This is a genomic window from Pandoraea iniqua (assembly GCF_902459685.1).
GTDB classification, from domain to species: Bacteria; Pseudomonadota; Gammaproteobacteria; order Burkholderiales; family Burkholderiaceae; genus Pandoraea; species Pandoraea iniqua.
In genome coordinates this window covers 98,960-117,633 of the sequence record NZ_CABPSF010000006.1, presented here as the reverse complement: position 1 = coordinate 117,633, position 18,674 = coordinate 98,960, and the positions used below count along the sequence as shown (strand labels likewise).

At 63.3% G+C, this 18,674-nt stretch carries 19 protein-coding genes; 10 read left to right on the top strand and 9 right to left on the bottom strand.

What is annotated here, in order from left to right; all coding sequences use genetic code 11:
* Window positions 1-26: 26 nt before the first annotated feature.
* From PIN31009_RS19935 to PIN31009_RS19910, 6 genes are all read left to right on the top strand, one after another.
* Window positions 27-707, top strand: a complete 681-nt coding sequence (locus PIN31009_RS19935; RefSeq protein WP_058375853.1) for a histidinol-phosphatase — start codon at window positions 27-29, stop codon at window positions 705-707.
* Window positions 704-2,281 (top strand): polynucleotide adenylyltransferase PcnB, encoded by a 1,578-nt coding sequence (gene pcnB, locus PIN31009_RS19930; RefSeq protein ID WP_150791380.1) that lies wholly within the window; start codon window positions 704-706, stop codon window positions 2,279-2,281. The genes PIN31009_RS19935 and pcnB overlap by 4 nt, the downstream gene beginning before the upstream one ends.
* Entirely contained in the window at window positions 2,278-2,790 is a 513-nt protein-coding gene (gene folK, locus PIN31009_RS19925) for a 2-amino-4-hydroxy-6-hydroxymethyldihydropteridine diphosphokinase (protein ID WP_150791379.1), read from the top strand. The genes pcnB and folK overlap by 4 nt, the downstream gene beginning before the upstream one ends.
* A 7-nt stretch (window positions 2,791-2,797) precedes the next feature.
* Entirely contained in the window at window positions 2,798-3,454 is a 657-nt protein-coding gene (locus tag PIN31009_RS19920) for a deoxynucleoside kinase (protein WP_150791378.1), read from the top strand.
* Between the two features lie 117 nt (window positions 3,455-3,571).
* Window positions 3,572-4,390 carry a 3-methyl-2-oxobutanoate hydroxymethyltransferase gene (panB, locus tag PIN31009_RS19915; protein WP_150791377.1) on the top strand — a complete coding sequence of 273 codons (819 nt, stop codon included), beginning with the start codon at window positions 3,572-3,574 and terminating at the stop codon, window positions 4,388-4,390.
* Between the two features lie 11 nt (window positions 4,391-4,401).
* On the top strand, window positions 4,402-4,923 hold the full coding sequence (locus PIN31009_RS19910) for a hypothetical protein (RefSeq protein WP_150791376.1): 522 nt from the start codon (window positions 4,402-4,404) through the stop codon (window positions 4,921-4,923).
* Between the two features lie 33 nt (window positions 4,924-4,956).
* Here the strand turns inward: PIN31009_RS19910 and PIN31009_RS19905 are convergent, their stop codons facing one another.
* Together PIN31009_RS19905 and PIN31009_RS19900 are read right to left on the bottom strand one after the other, a co-directional pair.
* Entirely contained in the window at window positions 4,957-6,345 is a 1,389-nt protein-coding gene (locus PIN31009_RS19905) for a sensor histidine kinase (RefSeq protein WP_150791375.1), read from the bottom strand.
* Complete coding sequence (locus tag PIN31009_RS19900; protein WP_087691338.1) at window positions 6,342-7,004, bottom strand: response regulator transcription factor; 663 nt, start codon at window positions 7,002-7,004, stop codon at window positions 6,342-6,344. The genes PIN31009_RS19905 and PIN31009_RS19900 overlap by 4 nt, the downstream gene beginning before the upstream one ends.
* 145 nt (window positions 7,005-7,149) lie before the next feature.
* Here PIN31009_RS19900 and PIN31009_RS19895 point away from each other — a divergent pair, with 145 nt between their 5' ends.
* The 3 genes from PIN31009_RS19895 to PIN31009_RS19885 all read left to right on the top strand — a co-directional run bounded on the left by PIN31009_RS19895 (window position 7,150) and on the right by PIN31009_RS19885 (window position 10,005).
* Entirely contained in the window at window positions 7,150-7,947 is a 798-nt protein-coding gene (locus tag PIN31009_RS19895; RefSeq protein ID WP_058375861.1) for an ABC transporter ATP-binding protein, read from the top strand.
* 4 nt (window positions 7,948-7,951) lie between these two features.
* The gene (locus tag PIN31009_RS19890) at window positions 7,952-8,884 is read left to right on the top strand and encodes an ABC transporter permease (protein WP_425495503.1); all 933 of its coding nucleotides are present in this window, start codon (window positions 7,952-7,954) and stop codon (window positions 8,882-8,884) included.
* 92 nt (window positions 8,885-8,976) lie between these two features.
* Window positions 8,977-10,005, top strand: a complete 1,029-nt coding sequence (locus PIN31009_RS19885; protein ID WP_058375862.1) for an ABC transporter substrate-binding protein — start codon at window positions 8,977-8,979, stop codon at window positions 10,003-10,005.
* Here the strand turns inward: PIN31009_RS19885 and pabB are convergent.
* The 5 genes from pabB to grpE form a co-directional block, all read right to left on the bottom strand.
* Window positions 9,993-11,885: an aminodeoxychorismate synthase component I gene (gene pabB / locus PIN31009_RS19880; RefSeq protein ID WP_174997296.1), complete on the bottom strand. Its 1,893-nt coding sequence runs from the start codon at window positions 11,883-11,885 to the stop codon at window positions 9,993-9,995. The genes PIN31009_RS19885 and pabB overlap by 13 nt on opposite strands.
* Before the next feature lie 4 nt (window positions 11,886-11,889).
* The gene (gene dnaJ, locus PIN31009_RS19875; protein WP_087691337.1) at window positions 11,890-13,038 is read right to left on the bottom strand and encodes a molecular chaperone DnaJ; all 1,149 of its coding nucleotides are present in this window, start codon (window positions 13,036-13,038) and stop codon (window positions 11,890-11,892) included.
* A 135-nt stretch (window positions 13,039-13,173) separates the two neighbouring features.
* Complete coding sequence (gene dnaK, locus PIN31009_RS19870; protein ID WP_150685820.1) at window positions 13,174-15,099, bottom strand: molecular chaperone DnaK; 1,926 nt, start codon at window positions 15,097-15,099, stop codon at window positions 13,174-13,176.
* A gap of 95 nt (window positions 15,100-15,194) precedes the next feature.
* A complete protein-coding gene (locus PIN31009_RS19865) occupies window positions 15,195-15,623 on the bottom strand; it encodes a thioredoxin family protein (RefSeq protein ID WP_246185767.1) in 429 nt (142 codons plus the stop codon).
* Between the two features lie 220 nt (window positions 15,624-15,843).
* Entirely contained in the window at window positions 15,844-16,389 is a 546-nt protein-coding gene (gene grpE / locus PIN31009_RS19860) for a nucleotide exchange factor GrpE (RefSeq protein ID WP_058375866.1), read from the bottom strand.
* A 306-nt stretch (window positions 16,390-16,695) separates the two neighbouring features.
* Here grpE and PIN31009_RS19855 point away from each other — a divergent pair, with 306 nt between their 5' ends.
* A complete protein-coding gene (locus PIN31009_RS19855) occupies window positions 16,696-16,884 on the top strand; it encodes a hypothetical protein (RefSeq protein WP_306439732.1) in 189 nt (62 codons plus the stop codon).
* A 177-nt stretch (window positions 16,885-17,061) separates the two neighbouring features.
* Here PIN31009_RS19855 and PIN31009_RS19850 read toward each other — a convergent pair whose 3' ends face one another.
* Window positions 17,062-17,463 (bottom strand): RNA-binding S4 domain-containing protein, encoded by a 402-nt coding sequence (locus tag PIN31009_RS19850; RefSeq protein WP_150791374.1) that lies wholly within the window; start codon window positions 17,461-17,463, stop codon window positions 17,062-17,064.
* Window positions 17,460-18,617 carry a ferrochelatase gene (hemH, locus tag PIN31009_RS19845; RefSeq protein ID WP_150791373.1) on the bottom strand — a complete coding sequence of 386 codons (1,158 nt, stop codon included), beginning with the start codon at window positions 18,615-18,617 and terminating at the stop codon, window positions 17,460-17,462. The genes PIN31009_RS19850 and hemH overlap by 4 nt, the downstream gene beginning before the upstream one ends.
* Window positions 18,618-18,674 lie beyond the last annotated feature (57 nt).

Here is an 18,674-nt window from a genome sequence, read left to right as displayed (position 1 = left end):
TGTCCGCTTCAGGTAAAATTCGCGCAATGACCAATTTAGCTCTCTTCGATCTCGACCACACCCTGCTGCCTACGGACAGCGACAAGGAGTGGGGCCGCTTCCTCGTGCGCCAGGGCGCCGTCGACCGCGACACATACGCGCAGGCCAATGAGGCCTTCTATCAGGACTACCGTGCAGGCCGGCTCGACATGCCGGCCTATCTGCGTTTCTGTCTCGCGCCGCTCGCCCGCTACCCGCGCGATCAGCTCGACGCCTGGCATGCGCAGTACATGGAAGAGTCGATCCTGCCGCACGTGCGCCCCGAAGCGCTCGAATTGCTCGACATCCACCGCAAGGCCGGTGATCTGTGCGCCATCGTGACCGCGACCAACACGTTCGTCACGCGCCCGATTGCCAAAGCCTTCGGCATCGATCACCTGATCGGCACTGAACCGCAAACTGTCGGCGACGACCCGCAGGCCCGTTACACCGGTGCCTACGTCGGTACGCCGAGCTTCCGCGAAGGCAAGATCACCCGCACCGAAGCCTGGCTCGCGAGCCTGGGCAAGACGTGGAGTGACTTCGACCACGCATTCTTCTATAGCGATTCTGCCAACGACGTCCCCCTGATGGAGAAAGTGAACCATCCGGTGGCGACCAATCCCGATGAAGCCCTGCGCGAAATCGCGCTGGCGCGTCGCTGGCCCATTCTCGAGTTGTTCCAGTGATACGCAAACTCATCAAGAAGCTGCTCGGCAAAGAAAGCGGCACCCCCGACGCCGCCTACAGTGCCACCCCTGCCGGCACGCCGGTCGTCATTCCGGTGTCGGTGCACGGCATCGACCCGACGCTGCTCTCGAAAAACGCCGTGCGCGTGACCGACACGCTGCAACAGGCCGGTTTCAAGGCGTTCATCGTCGGCGGCGCGGTCCGTGACCTGCTGCTGGGCATTGCACCGAAAGACTTCGACGTCGCCACGAGCGCCACGCCCGAGCAAGTGCAGCGCCTGTTCCGGCGCGCGCGCATCATCGGCCGGCGCTTCCAGATCGTGCACGTGCAGTTCGGGCAGGAGATCATCGAGACCTCCACGTTCCGGGCACTGGTCGACGCGATCGACAGCGAGCAGATCGGCGCACGCCGTCCCAAGAAAGGCGAACTCGATCGCAAGACGCACGTGACCGACGAGTCGGGCCGTGTGCTGCGCGACAACGTCTGGGGCGAGCAGGATGAAGATGCCGCCCGCCGCGACTTCACCGTCAACGCGATGTATTACGACCCGGCCGCGCAAACGGTGCATGACTATCACCACGGCTGGGAAGATATTCAGAAGCGCGTGCTGCGCATGATCGGCGACCCGGCCACGCGCTATCGCGAAGACCCCGTGCGCATGCTGCGCGTGGTGCGCTTTGCGGCCAAGCTCGGGTTCAAGATCGACGACGCCACGGCCGCGCCGATTCCGGAGCTCGCGCCGCTCATCGACAACGTGCCTGCCGCACGTCTGTTCGACGAAATGCTCAAGCTGCTGCTCTCGGGCCACGCGTGGGCGTGCGTGCAGCAACTGCGCGAACAGGGCCTGCATCACGGCCTGTTGCCGCTGCTCGACGTGGTGCTGGAACAGCCGCTGGGCGAGAAGTTCGTGACGCTCGCGCTGGCCAACACCGATGCCCGCATTCGTGCCGGCAAGCCGGTTTCGCCGGGCTTCCTGTTCGCGGCCCTGCTCTGGCACCTCGTGCTCGAGAAGTGGCAAGCGTATCAACGCGCCGGGGAATATCCGATTCCCGCGCTGCACCTCGCAATGGACGACGTGCTCGACGCACAGACCGGCAAGCTGGCCATCCAGCGCCGCTTTGTCGCCGACATGAAGGAAATCTGGGGCTTGCAGGTGCGTCTGGACAAGCGCGTCGGCCGCACGCCGCTGCGTCTGCTCGAACACCCGCGTCTGCGCGCCGGTTACGACTTCCTGCTGCTGCGTTGCGAGTCGGGCGAAGTGCCTGCCGATGTGGGTCAATGGTGGACCGACTTCCTCGAAGGCGACTCGGTCACCCGCGACGCACTGCTCTCACAGGGCGCGACGTCAGGCAGCACGCCGGCCGCCAAACGCCGTCGCCGCCGTCGCAAGCCGGGCTCGCGTGGCGGAGATGGTGGCAATGAGGGTGGCAATGAGGGCGGCAACGAAGGTGGTGATGGTGGCGGCCATTCGGGCGGCACAAATTCGGGCGGCGATAGTGGTGAGAACGCTACCAGCGAGAAAAATGGCAAGCGGGTATCATCGCGACAGCATGGTTCCGAAGGTGCTTCATGACTGTTGCCTACATCGGGCTGGGTGCCAATCTTGGCGACGCCCGTCAATCGATGAAGGACGCCATCGTCTGTCTCGCGCAGCAAATTGGCGTCACGATCATCGGTAAATCCGATTTCTATCGCACCGCTCCCATCGAGTCGAGCGGCGACGACTATCTCAATTGCGTCGTTGCCGTCGAGACGTCGCTGACTGCGCGTCAATTGCTCACGCTGTGCCTGAAGATCGAGCTGCACTTCGGGCGTGAGCGGCCGTACAAGAACGCGCCGCGCACGCTCGATCTCGACGTGCTGCTCTACGGCGAAGACCGCATTGCGGAACCGGATCTGGTCGTGCCGCATCCGCGCATGGCAGAGCGCGCCTTCGTGCTGCGCCCGCTCGCCGACCTCGCTCCCGAACTCGACATCCCCGGCATTGGCCGCGTCAGCGCGCTGCTGCCGGCGGTCGCCGATCAGCGCATCGAACGTGTCGCGCAGTGCTGCTGCCCGACCAAGCGCGCCTACGCATCATGATCGTCCGATGAGATCGCCCGTCCTCGGGCGTTTTCGCTATCTGGCCGTCGAGGGTCCCATCGGCGTGGGCAAAACATCGCTCGCACGGCGTCTCGCCGACGCGGCCGGTGCCGATCTGATGCTCGAACAGCCCGCGAACAACCCCTTCCTCGAGCGTTTCTATCGCGACAGCGCGCGCTTTGCGCTGCCTGCGCAACTGACGTTTTGTCTGCAACGCGTGGACGAAGCGATGGAAATTGCGCGACGCGATATCGAAGGCAAGCCGATCTTCACCGACTTCCTGCCGGAGAAAGACGGCCTGTTCGCACGGCTCACGCTGGCCGACGACGAACTCGCGCTGTACCACCGGCTGGTCGCTCACATCGAACGGGCGCACCGCGCACCGGATCTCGTGATCCATCTGCAAGCGAGCCCCGAGACGCTGTTCTCGCGCATTCAGAAGCGCGCGATTCCGATGGAGCAGCAGATCCCCGACACGTATCTGCGCGCGCTATGCGACATCTACGGCGAATTCTTCTATCATTACGCCGCAGCGCCGGTATTGACCGTCGATACGGAACAATTCGACCCGGCGCACAATGACAGCGATTTCGCGCTGCTGATCGAACGCATCGATCAGATGCGCGGGCGCAAAGAAGTCTTCGTCAAGGGCGCGCGCCCCTGAGCCCACGAGGCTCGGCGGCGCCTCTGCCTCTCTCTCCGATCCATGCGTCGTCGCGGGCGTACGACATCACCCGTCCCCGCCCGGCGCGCCAGTGACACCTCCTGAACCGAGGCCGACATGAGTTATCTCCAGGAATCCAATCGCAAGGCCGTGACCGTCCCCGGGCTTGCCGACATGCGCGCACGCGGCGAAAAGATCGCGATGCTCACCTGCTATGACGCCAGCTTTGCCGCCCTGCTCGATCGCGTGGGCGTCGACGTGATGCTGATCGGCGATTCGCTCGGCAACGTGATTCAGGGCCAGCGCACCACGCTGCCCGTGACGCTGCGCGACATCTGCTATCACACCGAAACCGTGGCGCGTAACGCCAGCAAAGCGCTGGTGGTGGCCGACCTGCCGTTCGGCACGTATGGCACGAAGGAACAGGCGTATCAAAGCGCCGTGGCCGTCATGCAGGCCGGTGCGCAGATGGTGAAGATCGAAGGCGGCGCGTGGCTGGTCGATACCGTGCGCTTCTTGGTGGAGCGCAGCATTCCGGTGTGCGCGCATTTGGGTCTCACGCCGCAGTCGGTGCACGCGTTCGGGGGGTTCAAGGTGCAGGCTCGCGACGAAGCGGCCGGGCAGCAACTGATTGCCGACACGCGTGCCTTGCAGGCGGCGGGCGCGCAGTTGGTGGTGCTCGAAGCCATTCCCGCAGCGCTGGCCACGAAGGTCACGCCCGAGTTGCACACGATGCCGACCATCGGCATTGGTGCGGGCCCCGACTGCGACGGTCAGGTGCTGGTGCTGCACGATATGCTGGGCGTGTTCCCCGGCAAGTCGCCGAAGTTCTCGATGAACTTCATGGACGGTCAGCCGAGCATCGCCGCTGCGGTGGAAGCTTATGTGCAGGCGGTCAAGCACGGCACGTTCCCGGCACCGGAGCACTGCTTCTGAGGGGAATCGCCATGAGCACGAGCATTTTCAAGCGACGACTGATAACGCTCGTGCTGCCGGCATGCCTGCTTGCAGGCGCCGGAAGCGTCGCGGCACAAGGGACGCAGAGTACCTTCGTGCCCGACGCGAATATCGAAGCGGCCGCGCAGCACTATGCTGCGGATGCCGTGCGCTACGCGTTGATTCAGTACTCGGTGACCCTCGACGGATCGGAGAAAAGCATCGCCGGCGTCGAGACGGTACTGGGCAAACTGCACGACGCTTACGTGTCACAAGACCCCAAACCCGCCGACACCAAAGTCCTGCAATATGCGCAGGTCTTCGGCAGCTACATCGGCGAAGTCTATCGTCGCAATCACGGTGGACAGTGGGGTCTGGTCACCCTCGGCGACCAACGTTTTCCCGGCATGCAAAGTGAAGGCGGCACCCGTTTTTCCCCATGGGCGAAAACGTACAACCGAATCACACAGGGCAGCGAAGACAACGTCGTCAGCTATTACGACGTTCTGCTAACGATGCCGGGTAATAAGTAAGAACGAACGTCCTTGATGCGCCGTCATGCGTCGTCAAGCGCTCGCCTTCGGCAACGTCAACACCACCGCAAACCCTTCCCCATCGATGCGCTCGAAGGCCATTTGGCCGCCATGCGCACGCATCACTTCGGCCACCATCGCCAGCCCCAGACTCGCACCTTCTCGCCCATCGGCACGTGACGAAAACGGCGTGCGTACGCGCTGCCACTCCGTCTCGGGAATGCCCGGCCCATCGTCGAAGAAACGCAGGCGCCACTGATCGCCATCGCCGGTCACGTCCACATACAACCGATGCGGCGCGCCGTACGCGAGTGCGTTGACCAGCACGTTCTTGATCGCCTCACGCAAGCTCAGCGCGTCGCCCACGATCATCGCCGGTACACTTGCACCCGCCGGGGTTTCAGGCATTTGCAGCGAGAAATCGATATCGCGATCGGCATACGACAGTGTCTCGCGCATCGCATCCTGCAACAGCTCGCCCAGATCGACAGGCACCGGCGCCACGCTATCGGCGCGGTGCTGCACCATCGCGTGATTGATCAACTGATGAATGAGCCCGCCCAAGCCGCGTGCCTGTTTCTGAATGCGGGCAATGTGCGACTGCCGAGCGGTTTCGTCATCGGTTTGCGTCAGCATTTCCGCTTGTGCGGTGAGCGCCGTCACCGGCGTTCGCAACTGATGCGCCGCGTCGCCGATCACACGCCGCATCAACGCACGCGAGGTCGCCAGCCGCTGCATGAAGTCGTTGATCGCGCCGACTAACGCGAGTGTTTCCGCGGGTGCCGTGACCGCCAACGGCACGAGATCGTTTGAATCACGCGCGCGAATCGCCGTCTCGATTTGCTTGAGCGGTGCCAGTGCCTGACGCAGTGTCCATAGCGCGGCAAGCAGCGTCAGCACGCCTGTGGCGATCGTAATGAGCAGCGTGTTATCCGCCAGATTTCGCGTGAATCTCACGCGGGCATTCTGCGTGTGCGCCATCGCCACGACCGCCCACGGATGCGCTGCCGCGACCGGCATGCGCCGCCCCACGATGGCGATGCGAATCGGCATCTCCTGATACGTGCCATCGACGACGATGGGGCCGTCGGCGAGCTTGTCCCACGGAATCGTTGGACGGAATTCCGAATCGCCCGCGACCGAGCGCCCGTTAGGATCGAGCACGGTATAGAAAATCTGGTCGCCGGGCGCGAGTGCCGAGAACGCCGCGAGCGGCACGTCGACGTTCACTTCACCGTTCTGATACCACGTGTTTTCCGCGACCTGAAGTGCACTGCCGAGCAACCACCGGTCATACGCACGATCGACGGCCGCGCGCGTGGAGAACCAGATACCGAGCAGCACCGCCGCCACGGCGAGCGCCAGCACCACGCCCATCCGGACGACGAGCCGTAGATACAGTGACCGGCCGGGAACGATCATGACAGCACGAGTTGGTAGCCCAGCCCGCGCAACGTGCGAATCTGGAATTGCGCAGCAGCAAGCTTCTTGCGCAGGCGCGCGACGTATTGTTCGAGCGCGTTGGCATTCGGCGGCGATTCGTCGCCATAGAGGCGATCCATCAACTCGTCTTTGCCGAAGATGCGCCCGGGACGCGCGGCGAGAATTTCGAGCAACGTCACTTCGCGACGCGTGAGTTCGACCGGCAGTCCGTCGATTTCCACGCCACGGCTCTTGCGATCGAGCGTCAGATTCGCGCAGGCGAGTTGATTGGTCGCGTCCTGCCCGGTGCGGCGCATAAGCGCACGTACGCGCGCTTCCAGTTCGCGGAAATCGAAGGGTTTGGTCAGATAGTCGTCCGCACCGAGATCGAGTGCGCGCACGCGTTCTTCGATTTCGGCACACGCGGTGAGCATCAGCACACGCGTGGACAGCCCGCGTTCGCGCACACGCCGAAGCAGCTCCAATCCGTCGACGTGCGGCAGCATCACATCGAGAATCAGCAGATCGTAATCGTCACCGATGCGCGCCGCCGCCGAGGCGCCGTCCGTCTCGCAGTCGAGCGCGTGTCCGAGCCGCCGCAACTGCGTGGCAATCGCTTCCGCCACATCGACGGTGTCTTCCACCAGCATGATGCGCATGGTTACAAAGTCTCCTTTTCCGACTTGGAGCGCGATCGACACAGGGTTTATCCCACCCCCTGCACACCGCGTCCTGTCAGCTTCGTTACAGCTTCGCTGCTTAGTATCGGAGCCGATTATAAGAGCATCAATCAGGAGACAGGCAATGCCCAACAACCCCCATCCGGCCGCCGGGCCGGTGCCGGCTGGCGCACAGCCGTTGCTGGAAATCGATCAGGTCACGCTTCAGTACAAGACCGACGACTACCTCGTGACCGCCGCCCAGCAAGTCAGCTTCAACGTGTACCCCGGCGACCGGTTCGTGTTGCTCGGGCCGTCCGGTTGCGGCAAATCGACCCTGCTCAAGGCCATCGGCGGCTATCTGCCCCCCGTGAATGGCGAAATTCGCCTGAAGGGCCGCACGGTCACCGAGCCGGGCCCGGACCGCATGATGGTGTTTCAGGAGTTCGATCAGTTGCTGCCGTGGAAAACGGTGCGCCAAAACGTCGAATTCGCCCTCACCGCCAGCGGCCGTCTGAAAGGCCGCGAAGCCGCTGATCGCGCCGCGCATTACATCGAGAAGGTCGGGCTGGCCAAGTTCATCGACAGCTATCCGCACACGCTCTCGGGCGGCATGAAGCAGCGCGTCTCGATTGCACGCGGCATGGCCATGGAGCCGGACGTGCTGCTCATGGACGAGCCGTTCGCCGCGCTCGACGCGCTCACCCGCCGCAAGATGCAGGACGAGTTGCTGCGCCTGTGGGACGACACGCGCTTCACCGTGTTGTTCGTCACCCACGGCATCGACGAAGCCATTCGCATTGGCACGCGCATTCTGCTGCTCTCGCCGCATCCGGGACAGGTCAAGGCCGAACTCAACAGCATCGCCCCCGAGCAACTGGGCACCGCCCATCAGAGCGCGCTCGAAACGCGTATCGACCAACTGCTGTTCGCGGCGCACTGAGGAGATTTCCATGACAACGTTGCAACCCGTGCAAGCTGCGCCGACGGCGTCTTCTGCCGACTCCATCAAATCCGGCATCCAGCCCGTGTTCCGCCCGGAATTCGTACTGGAGCCGGTGCCCGCCGAACTCTCGTCGATCCAGCGCCCGCTCTCCACGTTCGAAACGCTTTACCGCCTGAGCTGGCTGCGCAAGACCGTCATCCTGCTGGTGCTGGCGCTGATCTGGGAAATCTACGGCCGCTGGCTCGATAACGCGCTGCTGTTCCCGAGCTTTACCGATACGCTGGAAGCCTTCGTCGGCGGTATCACGAGCGGTGTGTTGCTGCTGCGCGCGGTCGTCTCGCTCAAGACCCTGCTGATCGGCTACGGCATCGGTATCGCGCTGGCCGCGATACTCACCACGGTGGCCATCAGTTCGAAGATCGGTAACGACTTGCTCGAAACCCTCACGGCCATGTTCAACCCGCTGCCCGCGATTGCGCTGCTGCCGCTCGCGCTCATCTGGTTCGGTCTGGGCAACGGCAGCGTGATTTTCGTGCTGGTGCACTCGGTGCTGTGGGCCGTGGCGCTCAACACGCACAGCGGCTTTCGCGGCGTGTCGAAGACGCTGCGCATGGTGGGTCAGAACTACGGGCTCAAGCGCTTTGCGCTGGTGCAGCACGTGCTGATTCCGGCCGCGTTCCCGAGCATTCTCACCGGCCTGAAGGTGGGCTGGGCGTTTGCGTGGCGCACGCTGATCGCCGCCGAACTCGTGTTCGGGGTGTCGTCGGGGTCGGGCGGCCTCGGCTGGTACATCTTCGAGAACCGCAATTCGCTGGAGACGGCCAACGTGTTCGCCGGCCTGTTCTTCGTGATTCTGATTGGTCTGGCGGTAGAGAACCTGCTGTTTGCGCGCATCGAGAAGCGCACGCTGCACCGCTGGGGCATGCAGCACTGATTGAGCGACTGACTGATTGATAAGTACCGCGCCTGCGCTTGATTTACTGGCGGGGGCGTGAATAATTCCAACGATCCGGAGACAAGCACACCATGAATCGACGTCATTTCACGCGCTGGGTCAGCACCCTTGCGCTGGCCGCCACGACGGCACTTTCCACTGTCGGCAATCTGGCCCATGCCGAAGCCAGCACCGTGCGCCTCTCGCACGGCTACGGCATTCTTTATCTGCCGCTGATGGTCATGCGCGATCAGCATCTCGTCGAGAAGCACGCGAAGGCCTTGGGGCTGGGTGACGTGAAAACCACGTGGACGATCCTCGACGGCGGCAACGTGATCAACGACGCCATGCTCGCCGGCAACCTCGACGTGGCAGGCACGGGCGCGCCCGGCTTCATCACGCTGTGGTCGAAGGCGCACGGCATTCCGCGCTCGGAAGTGATCGGTCTCTCAGCGCTGTCGACCGGCCCGCTCTGGCTGAACACGAACAACCCGAACATCAAGTCACTCAAGGACTTCACGTCGAAGGACAAGATCGCGATTCCGGGCATCAAGACGTCGCTCTCCGCCGTGCTGCTGCAAATGGCCGTGGCCAAGACGTTCGGCATCGAGAACTATGCGAAGCTCGACCCGCAAACGGTCAGCCTGAGCCATCCGGAAGCCGTGAGCGCCCTGCTCTCAGGCAAGACGGAAATCACCGCGCACTTCACGTCGCCGCCGTTCTCGTATCAGGAACTGAAGGATCCGCGTATCAAGCGCGTGCTCAACTCGACCGACGTGCTCGGCAACATCACGATTGACGTGGTGTTCGCGCCGAAACAGTTCACGGTGCAGAATCCGAAGCTGGTGCAGGCCATCCTCGCCGCACAGGAAGAGGCGGCCGCCTATATCGCGAAGGATCACGTGGGCGCCGCGCAGACCTTCCTGCGCGTGTCGAAAATGAACCTGCCGCAAGCCGAAATCGAGCAGATGATTGCCGACCCCGGCCTGCAATTCACCACGACGCCCAATGGCCTGATGCAGTACGTCGAGTTTATGGGCCGCGCGGGCACGATCAAGACGCGTCCGGCGAAGTGGAGCGACCTGTTCGTGCCGCAGATCGCGTCGCGTCAGGGCAGCTGAACGACTGCGGGCACCACGCCTCGCAGTGCATTGCACACGACGATGGCCTGCGCACTCAGCAGGTCATCGCGTGTAATCACCGCTTCGACCGCGTTGAATGCGCGGTCTTCGAGCAACACACTTCGCATCACCCCGGGCAGCACACCGCACGTGAGCGGCGGTGTCACCCACTGACCACCCAGCTTGACGAACACACTGCTTCGTCCGCCTTCGGTCAATTCTCCCCGGTCATTGAAGAACAGCGTGTCGAACGCGCCGTTGGCTTCGGCGTGCTTCCACGCGGCGTCGTAGCGCTCGCGCACGGTGGTCTTGTGACGCAGGAACAGATCGTCAGCGCGTGTCGTATGGGTGGCACCGGTGGCATCGGTGGCGTCGGCCAGCAGCACTTTCACGGTGCGAGGCAACGGTGTCAGCACACCGTGCGTGATGGCCGGGGTGCCGTCATGCGAGATCGCCAGACGCACGCGATGCGTGTCGTCTTCCGGCAACGTCTTCACCACGTCGCCCAGTTGCGTGCGCAGTGCAGCTTCGTCGAAACGGAAGCCGAAATACTGCGCCGACTTGCCTAAACGCGCGAGATGACGATCGAGATGCGCGATGCCCTTGTCGCGGGTCGCCTGCATCGTCTCGAAGATCGCAAAGCCGGGATCGAGCGCGGTCAGAAAACGTGCCTTGAGTTTGCACTCTTCCCACTCTTCGTCCGCTTTGCTGTCGAGCACGATCCCCGCGCCGACGCCAAGCCGCCCACGGCGCAGGCCGTCCGTGCGCGGCGATTCGAGTTCGAGCGTGCGAATCGCGACCGACAGGCAGAAGTCGCCCAGTTCGCCGGGCGCATCCTCTCGCGCGTCGAGCCAGCCGATGGCGCCGGTGTAAAGACCACGCGGTGACGATTCCAGCTCGCCAATCAACTGCATCGTGCGATGTTTTGGCGCGCCCGTGATCGAGCCGCACGGATACAGCGCGCGCAGCACCGCGTGAAATGGCATTTGTTCGGGCAGCGTGGCCGTGACCGTCGAGGTCATCTGCAACACGCTGGCGAAACGCGTGACTTCGAACAGCTTCGGCACCTTGACCGTGCCGGGCACGGCGATGCGGCCGAGATCGTTGCGTAGCAAGTCCACGATCATCAGATTCTCGGCGCGGTTCTTCTCGTCGGCGGCCAACGCTGCACTGAGTTCGGTATCTCTCGCGACATCGCCCGAGGCGGGCGCCGTGCCCTTCATCGGCTTGGCTTCGAGTTGCCTGCGCGAATGGCGCAGGAACAACTCGGGCGACAGCGAAAGAATTGCCCGGCCCGCCACATTGCGCGCACCGGGCAGCACCACCAGTGCACCGTACGGCACCGGCTGACGCGCACGCAGACGGCGATACAACGCGACCGGCGAGCCGAAGGCATCGAAATTCAGGCGATACGTGTAGTTGATCTGGTAGCACTCGCCCTGCGAGAGCCAGTCGTGAATGCGTGCGATGGCGTCGTCGAAGGCGGGCTCGCTGACGTCGCGCTGTAGCGCGGCGACACCGGCAGGACCGATGACGCCGGCATCTGGCGCGCCCTCTTGCGCCGCGAGCCAAGCTTGTGTCTGCTCGGCATCGAGCTTCTGCAATTCACGGAACAGCAGCGCGCGGAATTGTCCGGGGGCACGGCGTGTTGCCACGGTATGCACACCGGCCAGACGCACGCCAAATTCGTAATCGGCCAGCAGCACGGCGTGCAGGCCGTGACGCGTGGCGTCTTCAATCTCGCGTAGCGCGTCGGAAAGCACACCGGGCTCGTCGCAAGTTACCTCGCGTACGAGCCCGGTATACAGACGCGCCCCGCCGGCCGGGTCTGCACTGTCGTCCAACAGTGCGAACGCGGCCAAGGGCGCTTCAGTAGACATGAAATTACTCGAAGAACTGCTTCACACGGTCGAACCAGCCCTTGGTCTGCGGGCTGTGACGCGCGCCGCCTTCCTTGAGCGACGCGTCGAAGTCGCGCAGCATCTGCTTCTGCTTGTCGTCGAGCTTGACCGGCGTTTCCACCTGCACATGCACGTACAGATCGCCCGGATAGCTCGCGCGCAGCCCCTTGATACCCTTGCCGCGCAGGCGGAACGTCTTGCCCGTCTGCGTGCCTTCGGGCACTTCGAAGGTGGCCTTGCCGTGCAGCGTCGGGGCGTCGATGTCGCCGCCCAGTGCTGCCGTCGCGTACGAAATCGGCATCTGGCAGTGCAGATCGTCGCCGTCGCGCTCGAACACGTTGTGCGCCTTGATGTGGATTTCCACATACAGGTCGCCCGCAGGACCGCCGTTCACACCCGGCTCACCGTTGCCCGATGAGCGAATGCGCATACCGTCTTCGATACCCGCCGGAATCTTGATTTCCAGCGTCTTGGTCTTCTTGAGCTTGCCCGAGCCGTGGCAGTTGGTGCAGGGCTCAGGAATGTACGAGCCCGTGCCGTGGCACTTCGGGCAGGTCTGCTGAATGCTGAAGAAACCTTGCGACATGCGCACCGAACCCGAGCCGTTACAGGTCGGGCAGGTTTCGGGCTTGGTGCCCGGCTTGGCGCCGTTGCCGTGGCAGACTTCGCACTCTTCCCAGCTCGGCACGCGAATCTGCGTGTCGAAACCGTTGGCAGCCTGCTCCAGCGTAATTTCCATGTTGTAGCGCAGGTCGGCACCGCGATACACCTGCGGACCGCCGCGGCCACCGCCACGGCCGCCACCGGGGCCGCCCTGACCGAAGATATCGCCGAAGATGTCGCCGAACGCATCGGCAAAGCCACCGTAGCCCTGACCGCCCGCACCGCCGAAGCCGCCCATGTTCGGGTCGACGCCTGCGTGACCGTACTGGTCGTACGCTGCGCGCTTCTCCGGCTCGGAGAGCATCTCGTAGGCCTCTTTGACTTCCTTGAACTTCTCTTCGGCGTCCTTGCTGTCCGGATTGCGGTCCGGATGGTACTTCATCGCCAGCTTGCGATATGCCTTCTTGATTTCGTCGCCGTCGGCGTTCTTGGCGACGCCAAGGACTTCGTAGTAATCACGTTTGGCCATAACTCTTTCCAATGTTGGCGCATGTCGCCATCAGGCAAAAAGCCGGGTCGAGATTCTCCGTACGGAGAACTTCGATACCCGGCCCATACGCACGACACCGGCAGACTCCTGCCTGTGCCGCGCGCCATGCACGCTTTACTTCTTGTCGTTGACTTCCTTCACTTCGGCGTCAACCACGTTGTCGTCATGCGGCTTGCCTTGCTCGGCACCGGCAGCACCTGCGGCGCCTGCCTGAGCCTGCATGTCGGCGTACATCTTTTCGCCGAGCTTCTGGCTCGCAGTACCCAGCGCTTCGACCTTGGCATCGATATCTGCCTTGTCCGAGCTGCGCAGTGCGCCTTCGAGTGCCGTGATGGCCGATTCGATCGCTTCTTTTTCCGAAGCCTCGATCTTGTCGCCGTACTCGGTCAGCGCCTTGCGGGTGCTGTGCACCAGCGCGTCGCCTTGGTTACGGGAGTCCGCCAGTTCGCGGGCCTTCTTGTCTTCTTCGGCGTTCAGCTCGGCGTCCTTGACCATCTTCTCGATCTCGGCGTCCGACAGACCCGAGTTCGCCTTGATGACGATCTTGTTTTCCTTGCCGGTGGCCTTGTCCTTGGCGCCCACGTGCAAAATACCGTTGGCGTCGATGTCGAAGGTCACTTCGATCTGCGGCGTGCCACGGGCGGCCGGCGGAATGCCTTCGAGGTTGAACTCGCCCAGCGACTTGTTGCCGGCGGCCATCTCGCGCTCACCCTGATACACCTTGATCGTCACGGCCGGCTGATTGTCGTCAGCCGTCGAGAACACTTGCGAGTGCTTCGTCGGGATCGTGGTGTTCTTCGTGATCATCTTGGTCATCACGCCGCCCAGCGTTTCGATACCCAGCGACAGCGGGGTCACGTCGAGCAGCAGCACGTCCTTGCGATCGCCCGAGAGCACCGAACCTTGAATCGAGGCACCTGCGGCCACGGCTTCGTCCGGGTTCACGTCCTTACGCGGTTCCTTGCCGAAGAACTCCTTCACCTTGTCCTGCACCTTCGGCATACGGGTCATACCACCGACCAGAATCACGTCGTCGATGTCGCTCACCTTCACGCCGGCATCCTTGATGGCCAGACGGCAAGGCTCGATCGTGCGTTCGATCAGCTCTTCGACCAGCGCTTCGAGTTTGGCGCGCGTGATCTTCAGGTTCAAGTGCTTCGGACCCGAGGCGTCAGCCGTGATGTACGGCAGGTTGATTTCGGTCTGCTGGGCCGACGACAGTTCGATCTTGGCCTTTTCAGCGGCTTCCTTCAGGCGTTGCAGCGCCAGCACGTCCTTCGACAGATCGACGCCTTGTTCTTTCTTGAACTCGCCGATGATGTAGTCGATGATGCGTTGGTCGAAGTCTTCGCCGCCCAGGAACGTGTCGCCGTTGGTCGACAGCACTTCGAACTGGTGCTCGCCGTCCACATCGGCAATTTCGATGATCGAGATGTCGAACGTGCCGCCACCCAGGTCATACACGGCAATCTTGCGGTCGCCGCCTTCTTTCTTGTCCAGACCGAAAGCCAGTGCGGCGGCGGTCGGCTCGTTGATGATGCGCTTGACTTCCAGACCGGCGATGCGGCCTGCGTCCTTGGTAGCTTGGCGCTGGCTGTCGTTGAAGTATGCCGGCACCGTGATCACGGCTTCCGTGACCGGCTCGCCCAGATAGTCTTCGGCGGTCTTCTTCATCTTGCGCAGCACTTCGGCGGAAACCTGCGGCGGGGCCAGTTTCTGGTCGCGCGCTTCCACCCATGCGTCGCCGTTGTCGGCCTTGACGATCTTGTAGGGCATCAGGCCGATGTCCTTCTGCACTTCTTTTTCTTCGAAACGGCGGCCAATCAGGCGCTTCACCGCGTACAGCGTGTTACGCGGGTTGGTCACTGCCTGACGCTTGGCCGGCGCGCCGACCAGAATCTCGCCGTCTTCGACATAAGCGATGATCGACGGCGTGGTGCGAGCACCTTCCGCGTTTTCAATGATCTTGACCTGATTGCCTTCCATCACGGCCACGCACGAGTTCGTGGTGCCCAAGTCGATACCGATAATCTTGCCCATAAAATTTCTCCTAGCGTCCTTTGCGTCTTTCCGTCAGGCCTGTGGCCCGTTCAATTCATTGATCTGCACGACATATGGGTGCCGCGCGGTGCTTTTCAAGACCCTTCTTGCGGTCCGGTTTTGCCCCCGGCCGCCGCGATCTTCTCGCGGGCGGCGGCTACCGCCAGCCGGAACTGGGGCAAGCCCTGCCAGCCGGTCGCCCGGCCCAGTTTCTTACCGTGATGGAAGAAGAAAAACGTCGGCACCCCGTGCAGCGCGAAACGCCGGCCCAGCGCCATATCGGCATACACATTGGCGTGAAACCAGCGCAAATCCAGCGCTTCGATGGCCTCACGCTGCGACAGCATGGTTTTCTTGGCGACTTCGCAGTTAAAGCAGTCGACGCCCCAGAAAAACACCACGGCGAGTCCGTCGCCCGCCGCCAGCAAGCCCTCGTCGAACGTCGCCGCCGTCAGCTCGCGCATCGAGAATGCCTCGAAAGCCGTGCCGTCTACGCCGCGCATGCCCGTAAGATCGCTTGCCATGATGTCGTTGTTGCCGAATTTGCTGCTGATCCGCTGATCGTCTACGGGCACCGTGTTGCCATGCCCGCGCCGTGCCGCCCATCCTGAAAAAACCAAAGCTTGCCATGATGTCATGACAAGCTCGGTCGTTCTGGATGCCTTCCTGCCGGTGCTGCTCGTTTTTTGAGCAGATTTCCGGCTTATTGCAGTCCTACTTGATGCTGGCTGCTCACCGCCCGCCTTACTTGGCGGCGGCGACGGTCACCAGCGCCGGGCGCAGCACGCGCTCGGAAATCAGGTAACCCTTCTGAAGCACTTGCACGACGGTGTTCGGCTCCTGATCGGCCGGCACCATCGAGATGGCCTGATGCTGATGCGGGTCGAACTTGGCGCCTGCCGGGTCGATCACGCTGACCCGGCCGCGCTCCAGCGCCGCCAGCAACTGGCGCAGCGTCAGTTGCACGCCTTCTTGCAGCTTGGTCACGTCGCCGCTCGTGTCGGCGGCGGCGGCTTCCAGACTGTCGATCACCGGCAGGAGGTTCTCGGCGAAGGATTCCACGGCAAATTTGTGGGCCTTGGTCACGTCTTCCTGCGACCGGCGGCGGATGTTCTCGGTCTCGGCGCGCGCCCGCAGGAGCTGGTCGCGGAGGTCGGCCGCTTCGGCCTGTGCGGCAAGCAGCAGCGCCTCGACCGAGGGCAGCGCGTCGGTCGCGCCCGCAGCGTCGGTCGGGGCCGCGTCGGCCTGGGACGGAATCGGCTGGTCGGGAGTGTTTTGCTGTTCAGTCATGAGAATGAGTCGTCAAAAGGTTCTTGCAGCGCACCACGACGATGCGCCACCGGTTCAAATCCCTTTGGATAGTAGGGGCGTTCACACCGATTTCAAGAGTGGGTGGGCATTCTGTGCCCCGTGTCGGTGCGCGCGGCGTGCCGAAAAATATCCGGTTACACGCGTTACGAGTCCTCTATTGTATCGGCCGTTGCTGCGACCTAACATGAATTACGGTCCAGTCAGGAGTTGTGCCGATTTCTGGACCCGGCCGCTCGCCGGACACCCCCCGTCCCGTTGAGCGTTATGTAGCGTTAGGAGCGCATCATGAAGCTGCCACTGGCTGTCGTCTTCATCCTTGCGTTGGTGACGATGGTAACGATTACGATCTGCCTGTCCGGTGCAGTCACCCGGCGCGACACCGAATATGGTGGCGTGCGCGCGGTGCTGAACCATTATGTCGACATGCCGGGCGTGCCAGCCCACCAGTCTTCGAACGGGTTACCTACGCGCTGATCCCAGTCTGACCGGACCCCGCTGGACGCCCCGTTAGCCGTCGATTTTCCGGACTTGCCTGTCTCACCGTCTTACCGTTTTCCCGACTGCCCTGGTTCATTTCCGCTCCCTCTCGTCCGCCGCCGCGCATTTTGCCGGCGGCGGCGTTCATTCGGGCATTGAAAACAGGGAAACGAACTAGTCGCCCAGCCCGCCGATGCGGCGGCGGTCACGCTTGGTCGGGCGGCCGTGCATCTGCGCCGCCGGCTCCTGAAACAGTTGCCGGCGCTCACTTTCCTCGGCTCGCGCACGAATACTGGCTTCGGTTTCCTCGTAGAGCGACTGGGCGATGGGCGCGGAGCCGCGCACCTCGGCAATCGCCTTGACGCGGACTTCCCAGCGCGTGCTGCCGTTATCGACCGACAGGATGTCGCCGGGACGCACGTCGCGCGCCGGTTTCACGCGCACTTCGTTGCACAGCACGCGACCGCGATCCACCGCCTGTGTGGCGAGCGAACGGGTCTTGAAGAAGCGTGCCGCCCACAGCCATTTGTCGATACGCGTGGCGGCGTGGGCAGAATCGTCGACCTTCACCGTCATGCGCGCGCTCCGGGGTTGGCCGCCGCATTCGCTTCGTCGAACGCCGCCACGGCCGCGACCTGACGGGCCCGCGTGGATGCCGCTGCGGCAACGGCGGCGTCCGCCTGACCTTCAGGAGACAGCACCGGCCAGCCTTGCAGATTGCGCGCGGCGATCTCGCCCAGCGCCGTAATCCATGCGCTCGCGCCGTTCAGGCAGGGAATGAAGTGGAATGCCTTGCCACCCGCCGCCTCGTAAATGTGGCGGCCTTCCATATTGATTTCTTCGAGCGTTTCGAGACAGTCGGACGTGAAGCCCGGGCAGAACACGTCCACGCGCGGCGTGCCGCCACGGCCCAGTTCTTCGAGCGTCGGCGCCGTGTACGGCTGAAGCCATTCGGCTTTGCCGAAGCGCGACTGGAACGTGAGACGGCAGGTCGTCTCGTCGAGGCCGAGCGCCGCGGCCAGCAGGCGTGCGGTTTTCACACACTGATCGTGGTACGGATCGCCCAGATCGAGCGTGCGGCGCGGCACACCGTGAAAACTCAGCAGCAGGCGCTCGCCGGCGGCGAAGTCGGGGCGGCCGTGCTGCTGCCAGTAGCCTTCCACTTGCTGGCGCAGTGCCTCGATATAGGCAGGATGGTCGTGATAGTCGCGCACCGTGCGCACGTCGGGCTGGTTGCGCAGACGGGCCAGCACGCGATACACCGCGTCGGTAGCCGTGGCCGTCGTGCTGCTCGAATACTGCGGATACAGCGGCAGCAGCAGAATGCGCTCGACGCCGCTCTGACGCAGCGCGCGAATACGGTCGGGAATCGACGGATTGCCGTACCGCATGGCGTAGTCGACGACCACGTCGTAGTCGTTTGCGTGCAGCAGGTTACGCAGCGCGGTGGTCTGGTGCTCGGTGTTGACCTTGAGCGGCGAGCCCTCGCGCGTCCAGACCGTGGCGTACTTCTGCGCCGACTGGCGCGAGCGGAACGGCAGGATCACGAGACGCAGCAGCGGCTGCCAGATGAGCGGGGGAATTTCCACCACGCGCGGGTCGGACAAAAACTCGCGCAGGTATCGGCGCACGGCCGCCGGACGCGGCTCGTCGGGGGTGCCGAGGTTGATCAGCAGAACGGCGGTCTTGCCGGACTGGCCATGCGAAATAGGTTCGGGATCGAAGCGCATGAGGCGTACTTTACCGCAAACTGGGACGAAATCCGGCGCGGCAATCAGCGCCAGCCA

Coding starts and splice junctions, on each gene's coding strand:
- PIN31009_RS19905 (WP_150791375.1), bottom strand. CDS start 6,345: ATGATCGTTCCCGGCCGGTCACTGTATCTACGGCTCGTCGTCCGGATG.
- panB (WP_150791377.1), top strand. CDS start 3,572: ATGAGTTATCTCCAGGAATCCAATCGCAAGGCCGTGACCGTCCCCGGG.
- folK (WP_150791379.1), top strand. CDS start 2,278: ATGACTGTTGCCTACATCGGGCTGGGTGCCAATCTTGGCGACGCCCGT.
- PIN31009_RS19910 (WP_150791376.1), top strand. CDS start 4,402: ATGAGCACGAGCATTTTCAAGCGACGACTGATAACGCTCGTGCTGCCG.
- grpE (WP_058375866.1), bottom strand. CDS start 16,389: ATGACTGAACAGCAAAACACTCCCGACCAGCCGATTCCGTCCCAGGCC.
- PIN31009_RS19885 (WP_058375862.1), top strand. CDS start 8,977: ATGAATCGACGTCATTTCACGCGCTGGGTCAGCACCCTTGCGCTGGCC.
- PIN31009_RS19850 (WP_150791374.1), bottom strand. CDS start 17,463: ATGACGGTGAAGGTCGACGATTCTGCCCACGCCGCCACGCGTATCGAC.
- PIN31009_RS19920 (WP_150791378.1), top strand. CDS start 2,798: ATGAGATCGCCCGTCCTCGGGCGTTTTCGCTATCTGGCCGTCGAGGGT.
- PIN31009_RS19900 (WP_087691338.1), bottom strand. CDS start 7,004: ATGCGCATCATGCTGGTGGAAGACACCGTCGATGTGGCGGAAGCGATT.
- hemH (WP_150791373.1), bottom strand. CDS start 18,617: ATGCGCTTCGATCCCGAACCTATTTCGCATGGCCAGTCCGGCAAGACC.
- dnaK (WP_150685820.1), bottom strand. CDS start 15,099: ATGGGCAAGATTATCGGTATCGACTTGGGCACCACGAACTCGTGCGTG.
- PIN31009_RS19895 (WP_058375861.1), top strand. CDS start 7,150: ATGCCCAACAACCCCCATCCGGCCGCCGGGCCGGTGCCGGCTGGCGCA.
- dnaJ (WP_087691337.1), bottom strand. CDS start 13,038: ATGGCCAAACGTGATTACTACGAAGTCCTTGGCGTCGCCAAGAACGCC.
- PIN31009_RS19855 (WP_306439732.1), top strand. CDS start 16,696: ATGAAGCTGCCACTGGCTGTCGTCTTCATCCTTGCGTTGGTGACGATG.
- pabB (WP_174997296.1), bottom strand. CDS start 11,885: ATGTCTACTGAAGCGCCCTTGGCCGCGTTCGCACTGTTGGACGACAGT.
- PIN31009_RS19865 (WP_246185767.1), bottom strand. CDS start 15,623: ATGGCAAGCGATCTTACGGGCATGCGCGGCGTAGACGGCACGGCTTTC.
- PIN31009_RS19935 (WP_058375853.1), top strand. CDS start 27: ATGACCAATTTAGCTCTCTTCGATCTCGACCACACCCTGCTGCCTACG.